Here is a 16,755-nt window from a genome sequence, read left to right on the forward strand (position 1 = left end):
GTTATCCACCAGCATCGAAGAAAGAGTGGTTCACATTCAGTAAAAGTAACTTTCACAAATGGCCCCCCAAGGAATATCGGGGCGGGTTTACGCACTGGCGACGGGAAGCATGCGGGCGGGGTTACATCAGGCGGATGTACGTCACTACCGTGACTTCTGTTTCTGTAGTGTTGTACCACTCCCGTAAATCACATTCCGCTGAAGGTAGATATCCGCGACGGATTTACCCCCCAGTTTTTTCAGAACCCGATTGATATGGTCCTGGGATGATCGTTTGGTGATTAATAATTCAGACGCTATGTCCACATCGGAATGGCCACAAAGTACGAGACGCGCTACGGTGAATTCCTGATTAGTCAACCGGACAATATTAACTGCTGGTGGACATGCAGAGTTATTGATCGTTTTCAGTACTTTAGCGATAAACACATTCATTTCGGTTGTGATATCGATAAACTGTGAGGCATTCTTTCGGTCACATTCTATTGAACTGCGCATCAGATAGCAGACACGTGCACCGTATTGATAGAGCTTCCTCAGTGAATGTAAATTTTCCTCACGTAGTGGGCATTCAATGAAAAATACATGGTCCTTACGGACCTTATGGCTTCTGAGGTCATCCGCTGATAGTTGGTATACGGTGATCTCATACTTTCTGAGTATTAACTCAATTCCAGCAAACAGAAACTGGTTGTCCGTAATGACGTAAATCATGCTCTCTGTCACTCCATGTATAGTATCCGCTCCGTCTGTGAATGATACACGGTGACGGTAGCTAATACTGTCATGATTTTAGCGTTTAAAGCTTCCTTTTGATCTACGTTGGTCTTTCAGATATGACACCAGTGAATACACAGCGATGAAAAGAAGTACAATAGCGGCCAGCAGTGCAAACAGGTTAGACATCATGTATCTCCGGATGAATGGGAACAGTAACTAAGGAAGGTGCGAACAAGTCCCTGATATGAGATCATGTTTGTCATCTGGAGCCATGGAACAGGGTTCATCATGAGTCATCAACTTACCTTCGCCGACAGTGAATTCAGCAGTAAGCGCCGTCAGACCAGAAAAGAGATTTTCTTGTCCCGTATGGAGCAGATTCTGCCATGGCAAAACATGGTGGAAGTCATCGAGCCGTTTTACCCCAAGGCTGGTAATGGCCGGCGACCTTATCCGCTGGAAACCATGCTACGCATTCACTGCATGCAGCATTGGTACAACCTGAGCGATGGCGCGATGGAAGATGCTCTGTACGAAATCGCCTCCATGCGTCGGTTTGCCCGGTTATCCCTGGATAGCGCCTTGCCTGACCGCACCACCATCATGAATTTCCGCCACCTGCTGGAGCAGCATCAACTGGCCCGCCAATTGTTCAAGACCATCAATCGCTGGCTGGCCGAAGCAGGCGTCATGATGACTCAAGGCACCTTGGTCGATGCCACCATCATTGAGGCACCCAGCTCGACCAAGAACAAAGAGCAGCAACGCGATCCGGAGATGCATCAGACCAAGAAAGGCAATCAGTGGCACTTTGGCATGAAGGCCCACATTGGTGTCGATGCCAAGAGTGGCCTGACCCACAGCCTAGTCACCACCGCGGCCAACGAGCATGACCTCAATCAGCTGGGTAATCTGCTGCATGGAGAGGAGCAATTTGTCTCAGCCGATGCCGGCTACCAAGGGGCGCCACAGCGCGAGGAGCTGGCCGAGGTGGATGTGGACTGGCTGATCGCCGAGCGCCCCGGCAAGGTAAGAACCTTGAAACAGCATCCACGCAAGAACAAAACGGCCATCAACATCGAATACATGAAAGCCAGCATCCGGGCCAAGGTGGAGCACCCATTTCGCATCATCAAGCGACAGTTCGGCTTCGTGAAAGCCAGATACAAGGGGTTGCTGAAAAACGATAACCAACTGGCGATGTTATTCACGCTGGCCAACCTGTTTCGGGCGGACCAAATGATACGTCAGTGGGAGAGATCTCACTAAAAACTGGGGATAACGCCTTAAATGGCGAAGAAACGGTCTAAATAGGCTGATTCAAGGCATTTACGGGAGAAAAAATCGGCTCAAACATGAAGAAATGAAATGACTGAGTCAGCCGAGAAGAATTTCCCCGCTTATTCGCACCTTCCCTTGCGGCAGCATTCCCGGGATTAGGAATTGGTTTTGCTGGGGTGGCGCTGGCCTTCGGTTTAACGGTATTAACCATGGCATATGCCGTCGGTCATATTTCCGGCGGACATTTTAACCCGGCAGTGACTTTAGGTTTATGGGCTGGAGGTCGTTTCCCGGCCAAAGACGTAATTGGTTATATTATCGCCCAAGTCGTCGGCGGTATTATCGCCGCCGCTATTCTGTATGTTGTCGCCAGCGGTAAAGCGGGCTTCGACGCCACCGCTAGCGGGTTCGCTTCGAACGGTTATGGCGAACACTCTCCGGGCGGCTTCTCAATGCTTTCCGCCATTGTGATAGAGATTGTCCTGACATGTGGCTTCCTGCTGGTTATTCACGGTTCCACGGATAAAAGCGCTCCTGCCGGCTTCGCCCCTATCGCCATTGGACTGGCACTGACGCTTATTCACCTGATCAGCATTCCGGTCACCAACACGTCGGTAAACCCGGCGCGTAGCACTGCGGTAGCGATTTTTCAGGGCGGTTGGGCATTGCAACAATTATGGTTATTCTGGGTCATGCCAATCATTGGTGGGATACTGGGCGGTTTAATTTATCGCACTTTGCTCAGCAGTGATAAATGAATAATTAAAAACTCTATACGACTGCAGATCATTCCATATTCACGCCAGCCATCGAAAAAATCTTCAGTCCTCCCCACTCTGCAGGCCTTGCATACAACTGTATGGGTGGGGAGTGGGGGGTTAAACCGTACAATTATCCAGCCTCGTATAGTTGATCGAGTGTGTCGCAATTTCGAGCACCTCAACATGATCCAAAGCATCGCTTTTTATCACATATCCCTCTCCAAGGACATAATTAAGCATTTAACTTTCAAATATATTTCAAGCCACTTATTCCTTTTAAACCCCATTAACTTCATTACTATTGATGGCTCAACTCCCAAGATCAGCATATTCATTGCAAATGCGTGTTTAATTGCATCCGGCGTGACTTCTACTGGAAAAATCACGCCATCCAATCTGGCATGTTTAATAGCATTATCTATCCATGATGTCGCAATGAAATTGTCCACATCCCATATCCTCCTAGGTTTGGTGGAATCGCCGCAAGTATTACCCGCTATTTTCAAAGTAGCAATCAATAACTTAACTTGAGCTATATAATATGGGGAAAGTAAAGGAATTTTCCGGCGGGGAGACAATCTATTATCGTTATCTAACGACAATGATTCAGTTTCAGAACTTAATACTTTAACATATGGGCGAGGAGATTTAAAAACAAAAGACTTCCGTTCTAAATGAATCACTTCAGTTAATGAAGCACCAGTATTCCATAAAGTAGAAACAAAAGTTCGTACACTCAACTCAGGCGAATAATGCAAAACAATGTTAATCTCTGTGGGTAAAATATATGGAGGAAAACCCAATTCAAGGGCCTGTTTACGAAACCCCTCCCCCAGATACAACCCCTTCGGATTAAAAGCCCCTGAAGTAAGGAAAATACTTTCAAGTTCTTTTTTATTTAATGGCTTATTATCCATCATATCTTATCCATCATATCGACACAAACACCGGCCACCAAGGCCGGTGTTTGGTAAATAATTAAAACTGATATACTAAACCAAGTGCGACAATGTCATCAGTAGAGATGCCAGCAGCACTGGTGAAACGATTGTCATCCACCAAATTGATTTTATAATCAACATAAGCAGACATGTTTTTGTTGAAGTAGTAGGTCGCGGCTACATCAACATATTTCAGCAGATCCTGATCGCCGAAACCTTCGATGTCTTTACCTTTGGACTGCAGGTATGCCACGGACGGACGCAGACCGAAGTCGAACTGGTACTGTGCAACCACTTCAAAGTTTTGTGCTTTATTAGCATAACCACTGACGGAATCACCACTGAAACGAGTCGCATTATAAGTTTGGGTATACTCCGCAGCCAAGTAAATATTGTTCGCGTCATATTTCAAGCCACCAGTGTAAGTTTCTGCGTATTTACCTCGACCAACCAGACCTGCAGCATTCTGGTCATCAGTTCGTTTAGAATGAGAGTATGCAAAACCTGCGCTGATGCCTTCCCAAATATCATAAGTGATCGCTGTTCCGAAGCCATCACCGTTCTGTTTGTTCCAGCCGCGACCATTGTTAGTCTGGCCTTCACCACTTACACTACCGTTTTTACCCTGGTACTGCAGCGCAAAGTTCAGGCCGTCAACCAGACCGAAGAAGTCAGAGTTACGATAGGTTGCAACACCATTAGCACGCTGCTGCATGAAGTTGTCAGAGCCATAAGTGTCACCGCCAAACTCTGGCAGAACGTCAGTCCAGGAAGTTACGTCGTAGACAACGCCGTAGTTACGACCGTAGTCGAAAGAGCCCACGTCGCCGAATTTCAGACCAGCAAATGCCAGACGAGTCCAGGACTGCTTGTCAGAACCTTCAACGTTGTTCGCCTGAACGTTGTATTCCCACTGACCGTAGCCAGTCAGTTGGTCATTAATCTGGGTTTCGCCCTTCACGCCGATACGCATGTAGGTCTGATCGCCATCGACGCTCTTGTCATCAGAAAAGTAATGCAAGCCATCAATTTTACCGTACAGGTCTAATTTGTTGCCATCTTTGTTATAAATTTCAGCCGCATTTGCTGCACCTGCTACCAGCAGAGCCGGTACCAAGAGGGATAGTACTTTAACTTTCATGGTTGAACCCTCGTTTTATATTTGCCACTGCGTATCGGGCTGTCATTGTATAATTATCTATACACAAAAAAATCCAGCCTTCTCATGCTGTAAGCTAGTTAAAAGTTCCCTGTGAATACACCTACATTTTGTAACATATTGTAAAAGGAATGCATAACACGTCATCTCGTGTCTCATAACCAAAACACATAGCAATAGGAATGGACATGCCCTGAGGGGCTATACAGATGCCAGTAAGCATGAAAAAGAACAAATTGGCAGAGTTATCCTGGAGATGTTCGAAGAGGCTGATATGTGGATGTCTGGAGAATAAAATTAGCGATACCAATCATGCATTTGATGCCTTCAGCTCTGCAATGATGTTTTGCAATTGCTCCATTTTGCCAGCTAAATATTTCACCGCGCTGATCGCATCCATCAGCAGCGGATTGGTATCGAGTTGCAAGCGATCATCGTCCACTCTCTCGCCGTTGAGCATAACCACAGCGCTGATAATGGCGGTCACGCGGCTCATGACATGATTATTCCAACAGCCAGAAACCACGGCCACGCATCATTACCATCTAAGGCAAGAAACGCAGCAATGACGAAGCAAATCAGATTCATTTCACACCATCCAGACAGAGCTGCTTTTCCGCTGCGCGACGAGTCACCAGGCCGGGAAGGATTTTTCCTCCGTCGTATACCCCAGCGTGGGAACTGGTTGCAGGCACTAGTTATCTTTCCCTGTCGCAGGTAATTAAACAGAGTTGATTTCTGCATACTGGCGCAACCAGCGTTAAACGTGATCGACGTTACAGCAGAAAATGTATTGTCGCTTAGTTGTCGTCCATTGCCGTAGGTATTGACGCAGCGCTCAGCCGCAAGGATGTTTCGCTCCCGGTCTGCGGCTATCTGCTAATCAGTTTTGCACACACCGCCTTTAACGTCATGCGTGTTAAGGCACAGCCCTGATGTAGGTAGTGATTATGCTAATAGTAACGGACATAAAAAAGCCTGAATCGCCACGGATAATCTAAATAGCTGCGCCTAATACCGCTACACTTTTGCCTGACCATGTTTTCCTCCGGGGAATGGGCTGGCGGTTTCCATAAAATGGCGGACCTTTTTCAGTAACTGCCACATTGAGCGGCACTGATGATTACGGGTTATCGTGTCATGAAGTGCCTGCCATAGCTGTTCCACATGATTCACCCACGGCGAGTAAACCGGCTGGTAAATTACCCTGAACTTGGGATTTGCTTTCAACCAGCGCTGTGTTTCGCGGCTTTTATGGATAATGTAGTTATCAACGATCAGCGTGATTGTTTTCGCCCGCCGATAAGTGGCTTTCAGGTGCTTCAGCAGAGCGATAAACAGCGCTGAACTTTTGCTGTTGCCGCCCACGTAGCTGACTTTACCCGTGCCACTGTGCAGTGCGCCGGCCAGATAGTATTTTTCGTTCTGCCCCGGCGTCACTACCCGTTTCTGCTGTCCGCGCAACTGCCAGTCCGCACCGATTTTAGGATTAAGGTGGATATCCACTTCATCTTCATAAAATACCGGATGCTCTGCGCTGCATTCATCCAGCGCTTTGTGGATTACCGCCATCTTTTCATCTTTATGTGGGTCACGGATACGCAGAGTTGGCGCGGCCCTGCGCCATACAAGCCCCGCAGATGGCAACCAGCGGCGAACGGTTCCTGCATGTAACTGGCAACCGGTTATCTCATTGATTTTTATTGCCAGTAATTCGGTGCTCCAGCGTGAACGTTGATAACCAAAATCGCCGGGAGAATGCTTTATCAGCTCACGTAACAGGGTGCAGATATGTTCAAAAGGCCAGCGTCGGGAGCGCCCTGCGGGTAAGGATTTCAGGCCTTCAATACCTGAGTGCGTAAACCAGTTAATCCAGCGACCAACGGATGAACGGGCACAACAGAGAGTTCTGGCAACATCGCTGACCCGTTCACCCCGATGAAGCATCAGCATGGCCGTGAGTCTGCGGGCATGATTTTTATCACGCGTTTTATGAATAGCTTTCTGCATCAGGCGTCGTTCGCCACGGGGTATTGGTACTATGATCGGCATCGCTCAGTCCGGTTGGTGATTTTGGTTGGTTTGGCGATTGATCAGATCGCACAATCCGGGCTGAGTTCCCTTTCAGTGATCTACTATTCCGCGCAGCTATTTAGACACTTCCGAGCCGTTGATAATACTGGTTTTCATATTCTGTCGGTGACATATGATCGCTAGAACCATGCCGACGCTTAGGAAGGTGCGAACAAGTCCCTGATATGAGATCATGTTTGTCATCTGGAGCCATGGAACAGGGTTCATCATGAGTCATCAACTTACCTTCGCCGACAGTGAATTCAGCAGTAAGCGCCGTCAGACCAGAAAAGAGATTTTCTTGTCCCGTATGGAGCAGATTCTGCCATGGCAAAACATGGTGGAAGTCATCGAGCCGTTTTACCCCAAGGCTGGTAATGGCCGGCGACCTTATCCGCTGGAAACCATGCTACGCATTCACTGCATGCAGCATTGGTACAACCTGAGCGATGGCGCGATGGAAGATGCTCTGTACGAAATCGCCTCCATGCGTCGGTTTGCCCGGTTATCCCTGGATAGCGCCTTGCCTGACCGCACCACCATCATGAATTTCCGCCACCTGCTGGAGCAGCATCAACTGGCCCGCCAATTGTTCAAGACCATCAATCGCTGGCTGGCCGAAGCAGGCGTCATGATGACTCAAGGCACCTTGGTCGATGCCACCATCATTGAGGCACCCAGCTCGACCAAGAACAAAGAGCAGCAACGCGATCCGGAGATGCATCAGACCAAGAAAGGCAATCAGTGGCACTTTGGCATGAAGGCCCACATTGGTGTCGATGCCAAGAGTGGCCTGACCCACAGCCTAGTCACCACCGCGGCCAACGAGCATGACCTCAATCAGCTGGGTAATCTGCTGCATGGAGAGGAGCAATTTGTCTCAGCCGATGCCGGCTACCAAGGGGCGCCACAGCGCGAGGAGCTGGCCGAGGTGGATGTGGACTGGCTGATCGCCGAGCGCCCCGGCAAGGTAAGAACCTTGAAACAGCATCCACGCAAGAACAAAACGGCCATCAACATCGAATACATGAAAGCCAGCATCCGGGCCAAGGTGGAGCACCCATTTCGCATCATCAAGCGACAGTTCGGCTTCGTGAAAGCCAGATACAAGGGGTTGCTGAAAAACGATAACCAACTGGCGATGTTATTCACGCTGGCCAACCTGTTTCGGGCGGACCAAATGATACGTCAGTGGGAGAGATCTCACTAAAAACTGGGGATAACGCCTTAAATGGCGAAGAAACGGTCTAAATAGGCTGATTCAAGGCATTTACGGGAGAAAAAATCGGCTCAAACATGAAGAAATGAAATGACTGAGTCAGCCGAGAAGAATTTCCCCGCTTATTCGCACCTTCCCTAAATTACCCTACCACTAAGAAAATTCCTATCAATGTTGATTTCTTTACATATACCCACCTGATGATGGTATGTGCAATACATTAATATTTAGTGTTTATGAAAAGAGTCTGAGATAACGAAAATGAGGGTTTATAACCTGGGTGAGTATTAATTGCCTCTAAAAAACAGCTCAGAGAGGCGCGTTAAAATTTTTCTATTATTGCCGGGACCGTCGCCAACGGCGCGATGTATTCCGTATTAAAACTGTCAAGAGCTGCGAAGAATGAGCCAGTGACAGCGGGCAAGTCATCGAGAAAACCGGGAGTACGTGACGAACCTTTAGTTTGCTGAGCGAAGCGAACATCATAAAAAGTAACTTTCTTCACCTTCTGTGGCCGATTACCAATATTATTGCCTGAATGGTATAGTCAAACCTGTAGGAAGCTGTTCCCCCATTTTACCAGGAAGAAGATTACGATGAATGTCATTCAGTCCCGTATGCTCTCTGTATTTGATTTTGACGGCACACTAACACGGCATGACAGCTTTATCCCTTTTCTGCGGTTTGCCTTTGGCAATCGGGCTTTTTCCCGTCGTATCGTCACAATGGCTCTTCCCACGTTACGCTGTATGGGGAAGAAGATGACACGTGATGAACTGAAAGAAATTCTCATCACAACCTTCCTTACTGGGGTTGACGAGAAATGGCTATCCAAAAATGCTGAGAAATTTTGCCAGGTCTACTGGAGTCGGCTTATGCGTCCTGCAGGCCTGATGGCCGTGGCGAATGAAGTGAATTCCGGCGCGGAAGTGACATTATGTTCTGCTTCACCAGAAATGGTACTCAGGCCATTTGCCGACAGGCTGGGCATCAAAGTGATAGGCACACAGCTTGAGGTCAAAGAAGGGATACTTACCGGGCGTATTAGTGGGCATAACTGCCGGTGTAGCCAGAAAATTATCCGGCTGGAAAAAGAGTACGGTCCTTTGAAAAATTATCATCTGCGGGCATGGGGAGACACACGAGGGGATTACGAACTACTGTCAGCTGCAGCCGACCCTCACTGGCGGCACTTCCATGCGACCTGGCGTCGGGGAAAAGTTCCTTTCGAACTACCTATCCGGTAAATTATCGCCCCTTTCCGGGGCGAAGGCTCACAGAATACCCGCTATTTTTGCCTGATCCAGCCAGTCTTTAAACTCTTCCAGAAGTTGCTCGTACAGCTCCTCATCCTTCACCGTTGCGAAGTTATCGATGGCAAAGAAGTTGCTGTTATCGATTCGCCGATCGCTGAAGGTATCCAGTTTTTCGAGAATACCGTAATTTGAACCGCCGAGGCCCACAAATTTCCAAAAAATGGGGTAGTTGGCCGAGCGGCGTATGGCTTCTTTGATTTCACGGGTTTTACTAATCCCGCCATCCGTAATGCAGACAACATAAACGGGCAGTATGCTGTCCTTGAAGAAGTCGATCACCTCATTCATGACCGGCGGCTCGTTGTTTGTCCCGCCCAGGCCCGGAAGGATTTCCCAGGCTGTAGTGGATCGGTAATTCAGGACACCTCGAAATCCTGTTAATGTTAAAACAGTGAAAATGAGGTGATGCATGATCAAAACTCGTCGGACTAAACGTACCTTTTCCCCGGAGTTCAAGCTTGAAGCTATCGAACAGGTGGTTAAATACCAGCGTGATGTCAGAGAAGTCGCGCTGGCACTCGAGCTCAACCCTGACCATTTGCGTAAATGGATACGGTTGTATAAGCAGGAACTTCAGGGTATTGAGCCCGCTGGTAATGCTATTACCCCTGAACAACGCGAAATTCAGCAGCTTAAAGCGCGGATAAAGCGCCTTGAGATGGAAAAAGAAATACTAAAGCAGGCTGCCGTGCTGATGAGCGAAATCCCCGGGAAGCCGTCGCGCTAATCACACGGCTGAAAGCAAAGTGGCCAGTGCGGGTTCTTTGTCATTTATTCGGTATTCACCGTAGCGTTTATTACGCGCAGGTGAAGCGTCCTGTTAATGTGCAAAGAATTGAATTACGAAGTCGGGTGAGGGCTTTCCATGCTCTCAGTCGTGGCGCAGCCGGTAGCCGGGCAATCAGTCAGATGTTGCGCCAGAGTGGCGTTGATGCAGGCCGGTGGCTGGCACGACGACTGATGCGGGAATGCGGGCTGACAAGTCGACAGCCGGTTAAACATCACTACCGGGTAAACGAAGACAAAAGTCCGCCATTGCCAAATTTACTGAACCGGCAATTTAACCCCGCCGCACCAAACCGCGTCTGGTGCGGCGACATCAGTTTTATTCGCCTGCAGGACAAATGGTGTTATCTCGCGCTCGTTGTTGATTTATATTCACGGCGGATTATCGGTTCAGCCCTCTCATTAACCGCTGATGCTGAGTTGGTGTGTAGGGCTTTGCGTAATGCACTGGAAACACGACCGCGTGATGGCCGCCTGCTGTTTCATTCAGATCAAGGTGTTCAGTATAAAAGCAATAAATACAGAAAGTTACTCTGGCGTTATGGGGTAATGCAAAGTATGAGTCGCAGAGGGAATTGCCTGGATAATTCGCCGATGGAAAGAGTCTTTCGCAGCCTTAAAAGTGAATGGCTTCCGAAAGGTGGTTATGGTGATTTTAGCCATTCGGTACGCGATATAAACCAGTGGATTAATGGTTATTACAACGTTTATCGACCTCACACGAACAACGATGGTTTACCGCCTTGCTTACATGAAGAAAAGTGGAAACAGATTATCCCGGTGTCCTGATTTTGTGATCCACTACAGGCAGATCGTTTACCCGTGTTCTGGATAGCCGCAACATATCCGTCAAGATTGTCCAGGGTGACGTCAGGGTATTTCTTGTGACGCTCAGCAAAGCCCCACACATCCATCGTACCGTCATCATCGAACTGGACTGACAGGACGGCTATACGGTCGAGAACGGACTGCACATGTCCCTTTTTAAACTGACCGGTCATAGAGCCTGAGGCATCAAGAACAAAAGCGACTCTGGCTTCAACCGTCTCCAGCTTGTGTTTGGCAAGAGAAACACTGGCTTTTTTTGCCAGACTGATAAGCGCGGGGGCTTTCCCTTCCAGTTTTTTCTCCAGACTGATCCGGGCTGGTTGCGTTGGGGTATCTTCTGGTTGTGCGACATCGACACCATAGCTGACGGCAAGTGGCTCCAGTCCACCGTTAAACCCCTGCCCCTGAGCACGGAGTTTCCATTGCCCCTGATGACGGTAAATCTCGCCCATAATCACCGCTTTCTCACTACGGCCCTTCAGGTCGACATTGAATTCAGCGATGCCGGTTGCCGTCAGCCGGAGTTGCGAGAGTCCGCTGATCGTGTCATTGCCATCTATCACCAGCGTTATAGCGATTTTCTGAATGGTTTCGGGAATGCGTTCCAGCGCAAGCTGAAGGTTCGCATGCTGGTGGCCGGGAAGCAGTTTTACAGCTCCACCGGCAGCACTCCGATTGTTGTAGAAGATAAAGTCTGCGTCACCGGTGACTTTCCCGTCAGCATTCAGCATAAACAGGCAGGTTTCTGGTTCACTACTAAAACTGTACGATGACAGATAATCAAGTCTGAGCGTCAGGTCCGTAGTATGTAGTGGAATATTCTGTCCTGATTGTAATTGCATCTGATCCCTCTTTAATTTTGAGCAATATTCATTCAGTAAGCTGATATAAAAAACCCCGGACAGGCCGGGGTTTCGTTGGGGTTATTTATCAGATGTTGATGCCATGCTGTTGCGCCAGCGCACCCAGGCCACCAGCAAACCCCTGCCCGACTGCTTTAAATTTCCACTCAGCGCCATGGCGATAGAGTTCGCCGAAAATCATTGCGGTCTCCGTCGACGCATCTTCAGACAGGTCAAAGCGGGCAATCTCAGCGCCGTTATCGTTGTTCACAACACGCATGTAGCTGTTGCTGACCATACCGAAGTTCTGTTTACGGGCTTCAGCTTCATGAATAGTGACAGCAAACACCAGTTTTTTAACGTCAGCGCTGACTTTAGCCAGCTCGATTTTGACCTGCTCATCGTCTCCGTCGCCTTCACCCGTGCGGTTGTCACCCTGGTGCTGTACCGCGCCGTCCGGGCTGGTGGTGTTGTTATAAAAAACGAAGTGCGCGTCGGACAGCACTTTTCCATCTTCGCCGACCAGGAAGACCGAGGCATCGAGGTCAAATGCCTGACCATCGGTAACACGCGCATCCCAGCCCAGACCAACCAGTGCCACATTCATGGAAGGGGCTTCTTTGGTCAGAGAAACATTACCGCCTTTTACGAGAGAAACTGCCATTTTATCGCTCCTGCTTATCGTTGACGTCGGGGCCGGATGACCAACCCCGCGTGAAAATAGTGAGAAAAGTAACTTTATTATCAGGATGCGTTGATGCCGTACTGCGCACAAACGGAACCCAGACCACCGGCATAGCCCTGGCCGACTGCACGGAACTTCCATTCCGTATTGTGGCGATACAGTTCACCGAACAGCATCGCGGTTTCGGTGGAGGCATCTTCAGTCAGATCATAGCGGGCGACTTCTGTCTGATTGTCATCATTTACCAGACGGATGAATGCACCAGATACCTGACCGAAACTCTGGCGACGGGCCTGGGCATCGTGAATGGTCACGACGAAAATGATTTTGTCCACATCAGCAGGGATCGCATCCAGTTTGATTTTCAGGGATTCATCATCGCCATCACCTTGACCGGTACGGTTGTCGCCGGTATGGGTGACTGAACCGTCGGAAGATTTCAGGTTGTTGTAGAAAATAAAATCGGCGTCGCCACGAACCTTGCCATTTGCGGCCAGCAGGAATGCCGAAGCATCGAGGTCAAAGTCCTGACCATCGGTAGAGCGGGCATCCCAGCCAAGACCGACGAGAACATTTTTCATTGTCGGGGCTGCTTTGCTCAGTGAAACGTTGCCGCCTTTAGATAGTGAAACACTCATCAATTTATCCTCTTTCGTTAATCACATACTTATTATTAAACAGCCGGAGATCAGCTTTCTTTATTTTCCGCTTCCGGTTTTTCAGGGAAGATAACGCTGGCAAGAATACCGAGCGCCAGCACGCCTAATACGACATACAGGCTGGTGGTTGCGGACAGGCTGTAGCCATGGTGCCAGATATGGTCGGAGGCATTCAGGCCAAGCTTAAACGCAATAAAGAACAGCAGGACGATAACCGCCTTTTCCAGCTGAGACAGATACTGCTTCAGAGCTTCCAGCACAAAATAGAGGGTACGGAGACCAAGGATAGCAAACATCATTGCGCTGTAGACAATCAGTGGCTCACGGCTGACCGCAATGATTGCCGGAACGGAGTCGAAGGCAAACATGACGTCAGAGAGTTCAACGACCGCGACACACAGCATAAGAGGCGTCGCATACAGGGCGGCTTTTTTTACCCGTCCAATGCTCACATCGTTGTTTTCGGGTTTCGCCAGCTCGGCATCAACTTCTTTCTGGGTTAACAGGAACGCATGTCCGGACAGTTTCGGCCAGATAGGGAAGAACCGTTTGACCAGGCGATAGGCGAGGTGCTGGGAGTAGTCCTCAATTTCATCGCCATCATCACCGCTTTTCAGCATCATGACAGCAGTCCAGGCAACGACCACGGCAAAAACCAGTTCGACATAAGGGCCAAGGCTGAGCAGACCGGTACCAATCGCAACAAAGATCCCCCTGAAGACGATGGCCCCAACGATCCCCCAGTACAGTACACGGTGGCGATAACGGTCTGGCACTGAGAACCACGAGAAGATGGCCATCATGACGAAGAGGTTATCAACGGACAGGACCTTTTCAAGCGCATAACCCGTGACAAACAGGCTGGCAACTTCTGCACCGTGATGGATATAGAGGAAACCGGCAAATGCCATCGCAACGATAACCCAGAAAACGGACCATAAGGCCGCACTCTTAAGGGAAATTGGCTTGTCATGGCGATGCATGAACAGGTCAATAAAGATGGCGCCGACCGACAGCGCGATAAAAACAATCACTGTTTCAGTCGGAAAACCGATGTGTGTGGAAACCATAGCGTACCCTTAGCGGATGTTTATCAGAGGCCGAATTCAGTCGGGTCGAAGCCCAATGAACGGGCAATTTCACGAACGGCGTTTTTCTCATCCTCGTCAAAATTACCGTCGCTTTTTGCAACAGCAATACCGACACGGACTGCCAGCTGAGCCGCTTCAGGCTGGTCTTTCAGCGCGAGGATGTATTTCATCGTCTCGCCTTTACCAATTTCGAGATCAAAGTCGAAGCTGGTCACCAGTTTGTTGAAGAATTCGATAACCTCAGTCGTTTCAAAAACTTTCAGTTCTTCTGATGCCCGCAGAAAGCCAATCATTTTCTGCTTTTCTTCAGCGCTGACGCCGTCACTGGAAACCGCGATACGTGCGCATACCGCGACTGTACCCTGCATAAATTTCTTGTTTTTGTAACGGCCAACCTGGCGGGTCAGCTCATCACGGCCTGAGGTCAGTGCCCCTTTAACTTTGTCGAAAAAACTCATTTTCCGTTCCTCATCAATTTGGTTATTTAGAACCTTTAGACCAGCGAAACCCCCAGCCAAAGGCCTTGTCCATCTCCTCCTGGCCTCTGAAGAACTGGTTAATCCGTTCTACGCGAATTGACCCGTTGTCATTCACCAGACGGGCAATTGCGCACAGAGTACGTTTGTTATCTCCCTCGGTCAGACGGGTTTCAATGGGGGGCTGGTCCGGTATATGGAGCGTCACCACACCGTCAGTTTTATCCCAACTGGGTACGCCCTGGTAGATGAAGGCATAAATCAGAACCTGATTGATTTGCTTCCACTCCCGTCCGTTAATATGCAGCCATTCGCCATCCATGGCCTCCCCGGTACGATCATCGCCCTGAAGCTGAACATAGGGCTCGTTATGATAGTTGCCAAAGGCATTGCCGAGTGCCTGGATCACGGACTTGTGACCATCCTGAAGTTTGACGAACGCGCCCAAATCAAGGTCAATCGCTTTGCTTGAGCCAAACATCCCTCCGAGTAAGCCACCGGAGCCGGAGCCACGATGCCAGTTAAGGTTGATGCGGATCTCGCCAAAGTTGTCCTTCTTGGCAAGGCTGATAGCCGGTTTCTCTTTGGTCAACGAGACCTTGCTTAGGCTCACCTTATTTGGTGCAGGAGCCGGAGGCGGTGCGACTGGCGGCGGAGAGGCTGGTGCGGCATCATCAGAGACGTTCACACCAAAGTGTTCAGCCAGTGGTTTGAGACCACCATTAAACCCCTGGGCAATAAACCGGAATTTCCATTCAGCATTTCGCCGATAGAATTCGCCGAGGATAAGTGCGGCCTCCTGCCGTCCAGTCAGTTCAACCTGCCCGCAGATCAGTTGAGAAGCACCACTTTCAACCAGGATAGAAAGATTATTCAGGGTCGAGACGGTATGGCTGCCGTCACAGGTCACCGTAAAAGCGACTTTCTGTACCTCAGATTTGAGGCGGCTCAGGTCAACGATAAAAGAGCTGTTATTTCCCTCAGGATGATAACTGACAGTGCTGTCGTCGTTACGAGGCTGTCCGTAGAAGACCATATCCGCGTCTCCCTGCACTTTTCCGGCAGCAAACAGACGGAACGCGGAGGCATCAACGGGGCCACCTGAAAGGATCCGCACGCGGAGTTCCTGAGCGGGAACGGGGGCATTTCCCCCTGGCGTCAGGTTCATGCGCTGACCACTGTGTTAATGATGTCAGGGTACATATCATCGATCGTGCGTCCACTGCTGGCTTTCCCGTGGGCGGTAAAGTCCCAGTTGCCGTTATTACGGCGGAGTGAGGCAATAATAATGCCAGTATGCGCTCCCTGCTCGGTCAGTTTGTATCGGGCCAGTTCTTTGTTGGTCTGATCAACAACACGGCAGAAAGCGTTATCAACATCATTAAAAGACTGCCCACGGAAACTGTTAACGGTGAAAGCCAGATATTCAACCTTTGCAGGCAATTGGCCGAGATAGACATTGATGACCTCATCGTCACCGTCTCCCTCACCCGTCAGGTTATCGCCGGTATGTACCACGGAGCCACAGGTCGATTTCAGTTTACGAAACCATATTGTGTCAATTTTATTACCGGCACTGTCCAACAGAACGCAACCCGCGTCCAGATCGATAGAGTCATTGCCGCCAAAAATGTTGCCAAATAATCCTTTTTTCTTTACCGGATCCCATCCCAGACCGAACTTAAGTTGGCTGAGTGCGGATGATTGTTTGCTGAGTGATACCGTCTGGTTTTTACTTAAAGAAACCATATTCATTCCTTAAAAGGTATTGACTGAGACATTGTGAAATTAGTAGTAAAGCAGGCACCATCAAAATCATATCATGACAAAGTTCACCTGCAAGACAAAAACGGGTAGGTTTTCATAATTTACTTTTAATTACATTCCGGACTAACGAATTAAATTAGCGTAACCAATT

The 16,755-nt window shown here is 49.1% G+C and carries 16 protein-coding genes and 5 pseudogenes; 6 read left to right on the forward strand and 15 right to left on the reverse strand.

What is annotated here, in order from left to right; all coding sequences use genetic code 11:
• Positions 1-144 precede the first annotated feature (144 nt).
• Together Q1L34_RS28455 and Q1L34_RS27585 are read right to left on the reverse strand one after the other, a co-directional pair.
• Positions 145-714, reverse strand: coding sequence for a LuxR C-terminal-related transcriptional regulator (locus tag Q1L34_RS28455; protein ID WP_017901082.1), 570 nt, complete (start codon positions 712-714; stop codon positions 145-147).
• A 78-nt stretch (positions 715-792) separates the two neighbouring features.
• The gene (locus tag Q1L34_RS27585) at positions 793-909 is read right to left on the reverse strand and encodes a small membrane protein (protein WP_017901083.1); all 117 of its coding nucleotides are present in this window, start codon (positions 907-909) and stop codon (positions 793-795) included.
• 99 nt (positions 910-1,008) lie between these two features.
• On the opposite strand from Q1L34_RS27585, the gene Q1L34_RS27590 reads away from it, so the two are divergent.
• Positions 1,009-1,989: an IS5-like element IS5 family transposase gene (locus Q1L34_RS27590; protein WP_042934497.1), complete on the forward strand. Its 981-nt coding sequence runs from the start codon at positions 1,009-1,011 to the stop codon at positions 1,987-1,989.
• A gap of 146 nt (positions 1,990-2,135) precedes the next feature.
• Positions 2,136-2,759: pseudogene (gene aqpZ, locus Q1L34_RS27595) on the forward strand (aquaporin Z); the annotation flags it as partial.
• A 209-nt stretch (positions 2,760-2,968) separates the two neighbouring features.
• Here aqpZ and Q1L34_RS27600 read toward each other — a convergent pair.
• A complete protein-coding gene (locus Q1L34_RS27600; protein WP_071600436.1) occupies positions 2,969-3,682 on the reverse strand; it encodes a site-specific integrase in 714 nt (237 codons plus the stop codon).
• Positions 3,683-3,740: 58 nt separating this feature from the next.
• The gene (locus Q1L34_RS27605) at positions 3,741-4,844 is read right to left on the reverse strand and encodes a porin OmpC (protein WP_017901372.1); all 1,104 of its coding nucleotides are present in this window, start codon (positions 4,842-4,844) and stop codon (positions 3,741-3,743) included.
• 223 nt (positions 4,845-5,067) lie between these two features.
• Between Q1L34_RS27605 and Q1L34_RS27610 the strand changes: the two are divergent.
• Positions 5,068-5,157 (forward strand): annotated as a pseudogene (locus Q1L34_RS27610) (DinI-like family protein); the annotation flags it as partial.
• Between the two features lie 15 nt (positions 5,158-5,172).
• Here the strand turns inward: Q1L34_RS27610 and Q1L34_RS27615 are convergent.
• From Q1L34_RS27615 to Q1L34_RS27625, 3 genes and pseudogenes are all read right to left on the reverse strand, one after another.
• Positions 5,173-5,358: a hypothetical protein gene (locus Q1L34_RS27615; RefSeq protein ID WP_017901373.1), complete on the reverse strand. Its 186-nt coding sequence runs from the start codon at positions 5,356-5,358 to the stop codon at positions 5,173-5,175.
• Positions 5,359-5,446: 88 nt separating this feature from the next.
• Positions 5,447-5,783: pseudogene (locus Q1L34_RS27620) on the reverse strand (glycoside hydrolase family protein); the annotation flags it as partial.
• A 99-nt stretch (positions 5,784-5,882) separates the two neighbouring features.
• Complete coding sequence (locus Q1L34_RS27625) at positions 5,883-6,914, reverse strand: IS630-like element ISEc33 family transposase (protein WP_001752311.1); 1,032 nt, start codon at positions 6,912-6,914, stop codon at positions 5,883-5,885.
• 250 nt (positions 6,915-7,164) lie between these two features.
• On the opposite strand from Q1L34_RS27625, the gene Q1L34_RS27630 reads away from it, so the two are divergent.
• Positions 7,165-8,145, forward strand: a complete 981-nt coding sequence (locus Q1L34_RS27630) for an IS5-like element IS5 family transposase (RefSeq protein WP_042934497.1) — start codon at positions 7,165-7,167, stop codon at positions 8,143-8,145.
• Positions 8,146-8,750: 605 nt separating this feature from the next.
• Positions 8,751-9,401: an HAD family hydrolase gene (locus Q1L34_RS27635; RefSeq protein ID WP_014839892.1), complete on the forward strand. Its 651-nt coding sequence runs from the start codon at positions 8,751-8,753 to the stop codon at positions 9,399-9,401.
• Positions 9,402-9,428: 27 nt separating this feature from the next.
• Here the strand turns inward: Q1L34_RS27635 and Q1L34_RS27640 are convergent.
• A pseudogene (locus Q1L34_RS27640) lies at positions 9,429-9,812 on the reverse strand (VWA domain-containing protein); the annotation flags it as partial.
• A gap of 67 nt (positions 9,813-9,879) precedes the next feature.
• Between Q1L34_RS27640 and Q1L34_RS27645 the strand changes: the two are divergent.
• A protein-coding gene (locus Q1L34_RS27645; protein WP_100248964.1) for an IS3-like element ISKpn37 family transposase occupies positions 9,880-11,045 on the forward strand; the annotation gives its coding sequence in 2 pieces (ribosomal slippage) (positions 9,880-10,144 and positions 10,144-11,045; 1,167 coding nt in all).
• 17 nt (positions 11,046-11,062) lie between these two features.
• Here the strand turns inward: Q1L34_RS27645 and Q1L34_RS27650 are convergent.
• The 7 genes and pseudogenes from Q1L34_RS27650 to Q1L34_RS27680 form a co-directional block, all read right to left on the reverse strand.
• A pseudogene (locus Q1L34_RS27650) lies at positions 11,063-11,926 on the reverse strand (TerD family protein); the annotation flags it as partial.
• An 88-nt stretch (positions 11,927-12,014) separates the two neighbouring features.
• Complete coding sequence (locus Q1L34_RS27655; RefSeq protein WP_017901334.1) at positions 12,015-12,590, reverse strand: TerD family protein; 576 nt, start codon at positions 12,588-12,590, stop codon at positions 12,015-12,017.
• Between the two features lie 80 nt (positions 12,591-12,670).
• Positions 12,671-13,249 carry a tellurium resistance membrane protein TerD gene (gene terD, locus Q1L34_RS27660; protein ID WP_014839890.1) on the reverse strand — a complete coding sequence of 193 codons (579 nt, stop codon included), beginning with the start codon at positions 13,247-13,249 and terminating at the stop codon, positions 12,671-12,673.
• A 50-nt stretch (positions 13,250-13,299) separates the two neighbouring features.
• Positions 13,300-14,340, reverse strand: coding sequence for a tellurium resistance membrane protein TerC (gene terC, locus Q1L34_RS27665; protein ID WP_014839889.1), 1,041 nt, complete (start codon positions 14,338-14,340; stop codon positions 13,300-13,302).
• A gap of 23 nt (positions 14,341-14,363) precedes the next feature.
• Positions 14,364-14,819, reverse strand: coding sequence for a tellurium resistance membrane protein TerB (gene terB / locus Q1L34_RS27670; RefSeq protein ID WP_014839888.1), 456 nt, complete (start codon positions 14,817-14,819; stop codon positions 14,364-14,366).
• A 22-nt stretch (positions 14,820-14,841) separates the two neighbouring features.
• Positions 14,842-16,005, reverse strand: a complete 1,164-nt coding sequence (locus tag Q1L34_RS27675) for a TerD family protein (RefSeq protein ID WP_014839887.1) — start codon at positions 16,003-16,005, stop codon at positions 14,842-14,844.
• Positions 16,002-16,586, reverse strand: a complete 585-nt coding sequence (locus Q1L34_RS27680; RefSeq protein ID WP_014839886.1) for a TerD family protein — start codon at positions 16,584-16,586, stop codon at positions 16,002-16,004. Before Q1L34_RS27680 ends, Q1L34_RS27675 begins: the two co-directional genes overlap by 4 nt.
• Between the last annotated feature and the right edge of the window lie 169 nt (positions 16,587-16,755).

This window comes from Klebsiella ornithinolytica (assembly GCF_030505655.1).
In the GTDB taxonomy this organism is placed as follows: domain Bacteria; phylum Pseudomonadota; class Gammaproteobacteria; order Enterobacterales; family Enterobacteriaceae; genus Klebsiella; species Klebsiella ornithinolytica.

Excerpts from the sequence above, each read along its gene's own strand:
- Q1L34_RS27675 (WP_014839887.1), bottom strand. The coding sequence starts at position 16,005 with ATGAACCTGACGCCAGGGGGAAATGCCCCCGTTCCCGCTCAGGAACTC.
- terC (WP_014839889.1), bottom strand. The coding sequence starts at position 14,340 with ATGGTTTCCACACACATCGGTTTTCCGACTGAAACAGTGATTGTTTTT.
- Q1L34_RS27635 (WP_014839892.1), top strand. The coding sequence starts at position 8,751 with ATGAATGTCATTCAGTCCCGTATGCTCTCTGTATTTGATTTTGACGGC.
- Q1L34_RS27600 (WP_071600436.1), bottom strand. The coding sequence starts at position 3,682 with ATGATGGATAATAAGCCATTAAATAAAAAAGAACTTGAAAGTATTTTC.
- Q1L34_RS27625 (WP_001752311.1), bottom strand. The coding sequence starts at position 6,914 with ATGCCGATCATAGTACCAATACCCCGTGGCGAACGACGCCTGATGCAG.
- Q1L34_RS27615 (WP_017901373.1), bottom strand. The coding sequence starts at position 5,358 with ATGAGCCGCGTGACCGCCATTATCAGCGCTGTGGTTATGCTCAACGGC.
- Q1L34_RS27630 (WP_042934497.1), top strand. The coding sequence starts at position 7,165 with ATGAGTCATCAACTTACCTTCGCCGACAGTGAATTCAGCAGTAAGCGC.
- Q1L34_RS27655 (WP_017901334.1), bottom strand. The coding sequence starts at position 12,590 with ATGGCAGTTTCTCTCGTAAAAGGCGGTAATGTTTCTCTGACCAAAGAA.
- Q1L34_RS27590 (WP_042934497.1), top strand. The coding sequence starts at position 1,009 with ATGAGTCATCAACTTACCTTCGCCGACAGTGAATTCAGCAGTAAGCGC.
- Q1L34_RS27680 (WP_014839886.1), bottom strand. The coding sequence starts at position 16,586 with ATGGTTTCTTTAAGTAAAAACCAGACGGTATCACTCAGCAAACAATCA.
- Q1L34_RS28455 (WP_017901082.1), bottom strand. The coding sequence starts at position 714 with ATGATTTACGTCATTACGGACAACCAGTTTCTGTTTGCTGGAATTGAG.
- Q1L34_RS27585 (WP_017901083.1), bottom strand. The coding sequence starts at position 909 with ATGATGTCTAACCTGTTTGCACTGCTGGCCGCTATTGTACTTCTTTTC.
- Q1L34_RS27605 (WP_017901372.1), bottom strand. The coding sequence starts at position 4,844 with ATGAAAGTTAAAGTACTATCCCTCTTGGTACCGGCTCTGCTGGTAGCA.
- terD (WP_014839890.1), bottom strand. The coding sequence starts at position 13,249 with ATGAGTGTTTCACTATCTAAAGGCGGCAACGTTTCACTGAGCAAAGCA.
- terB (WP_014839888.1), bottom strand. The coding sequence starts at position 14,819 with ATGAGTTTTTTCGACAAAGTTAAAGGGGCACTGACCTCAGGCCGTGAT.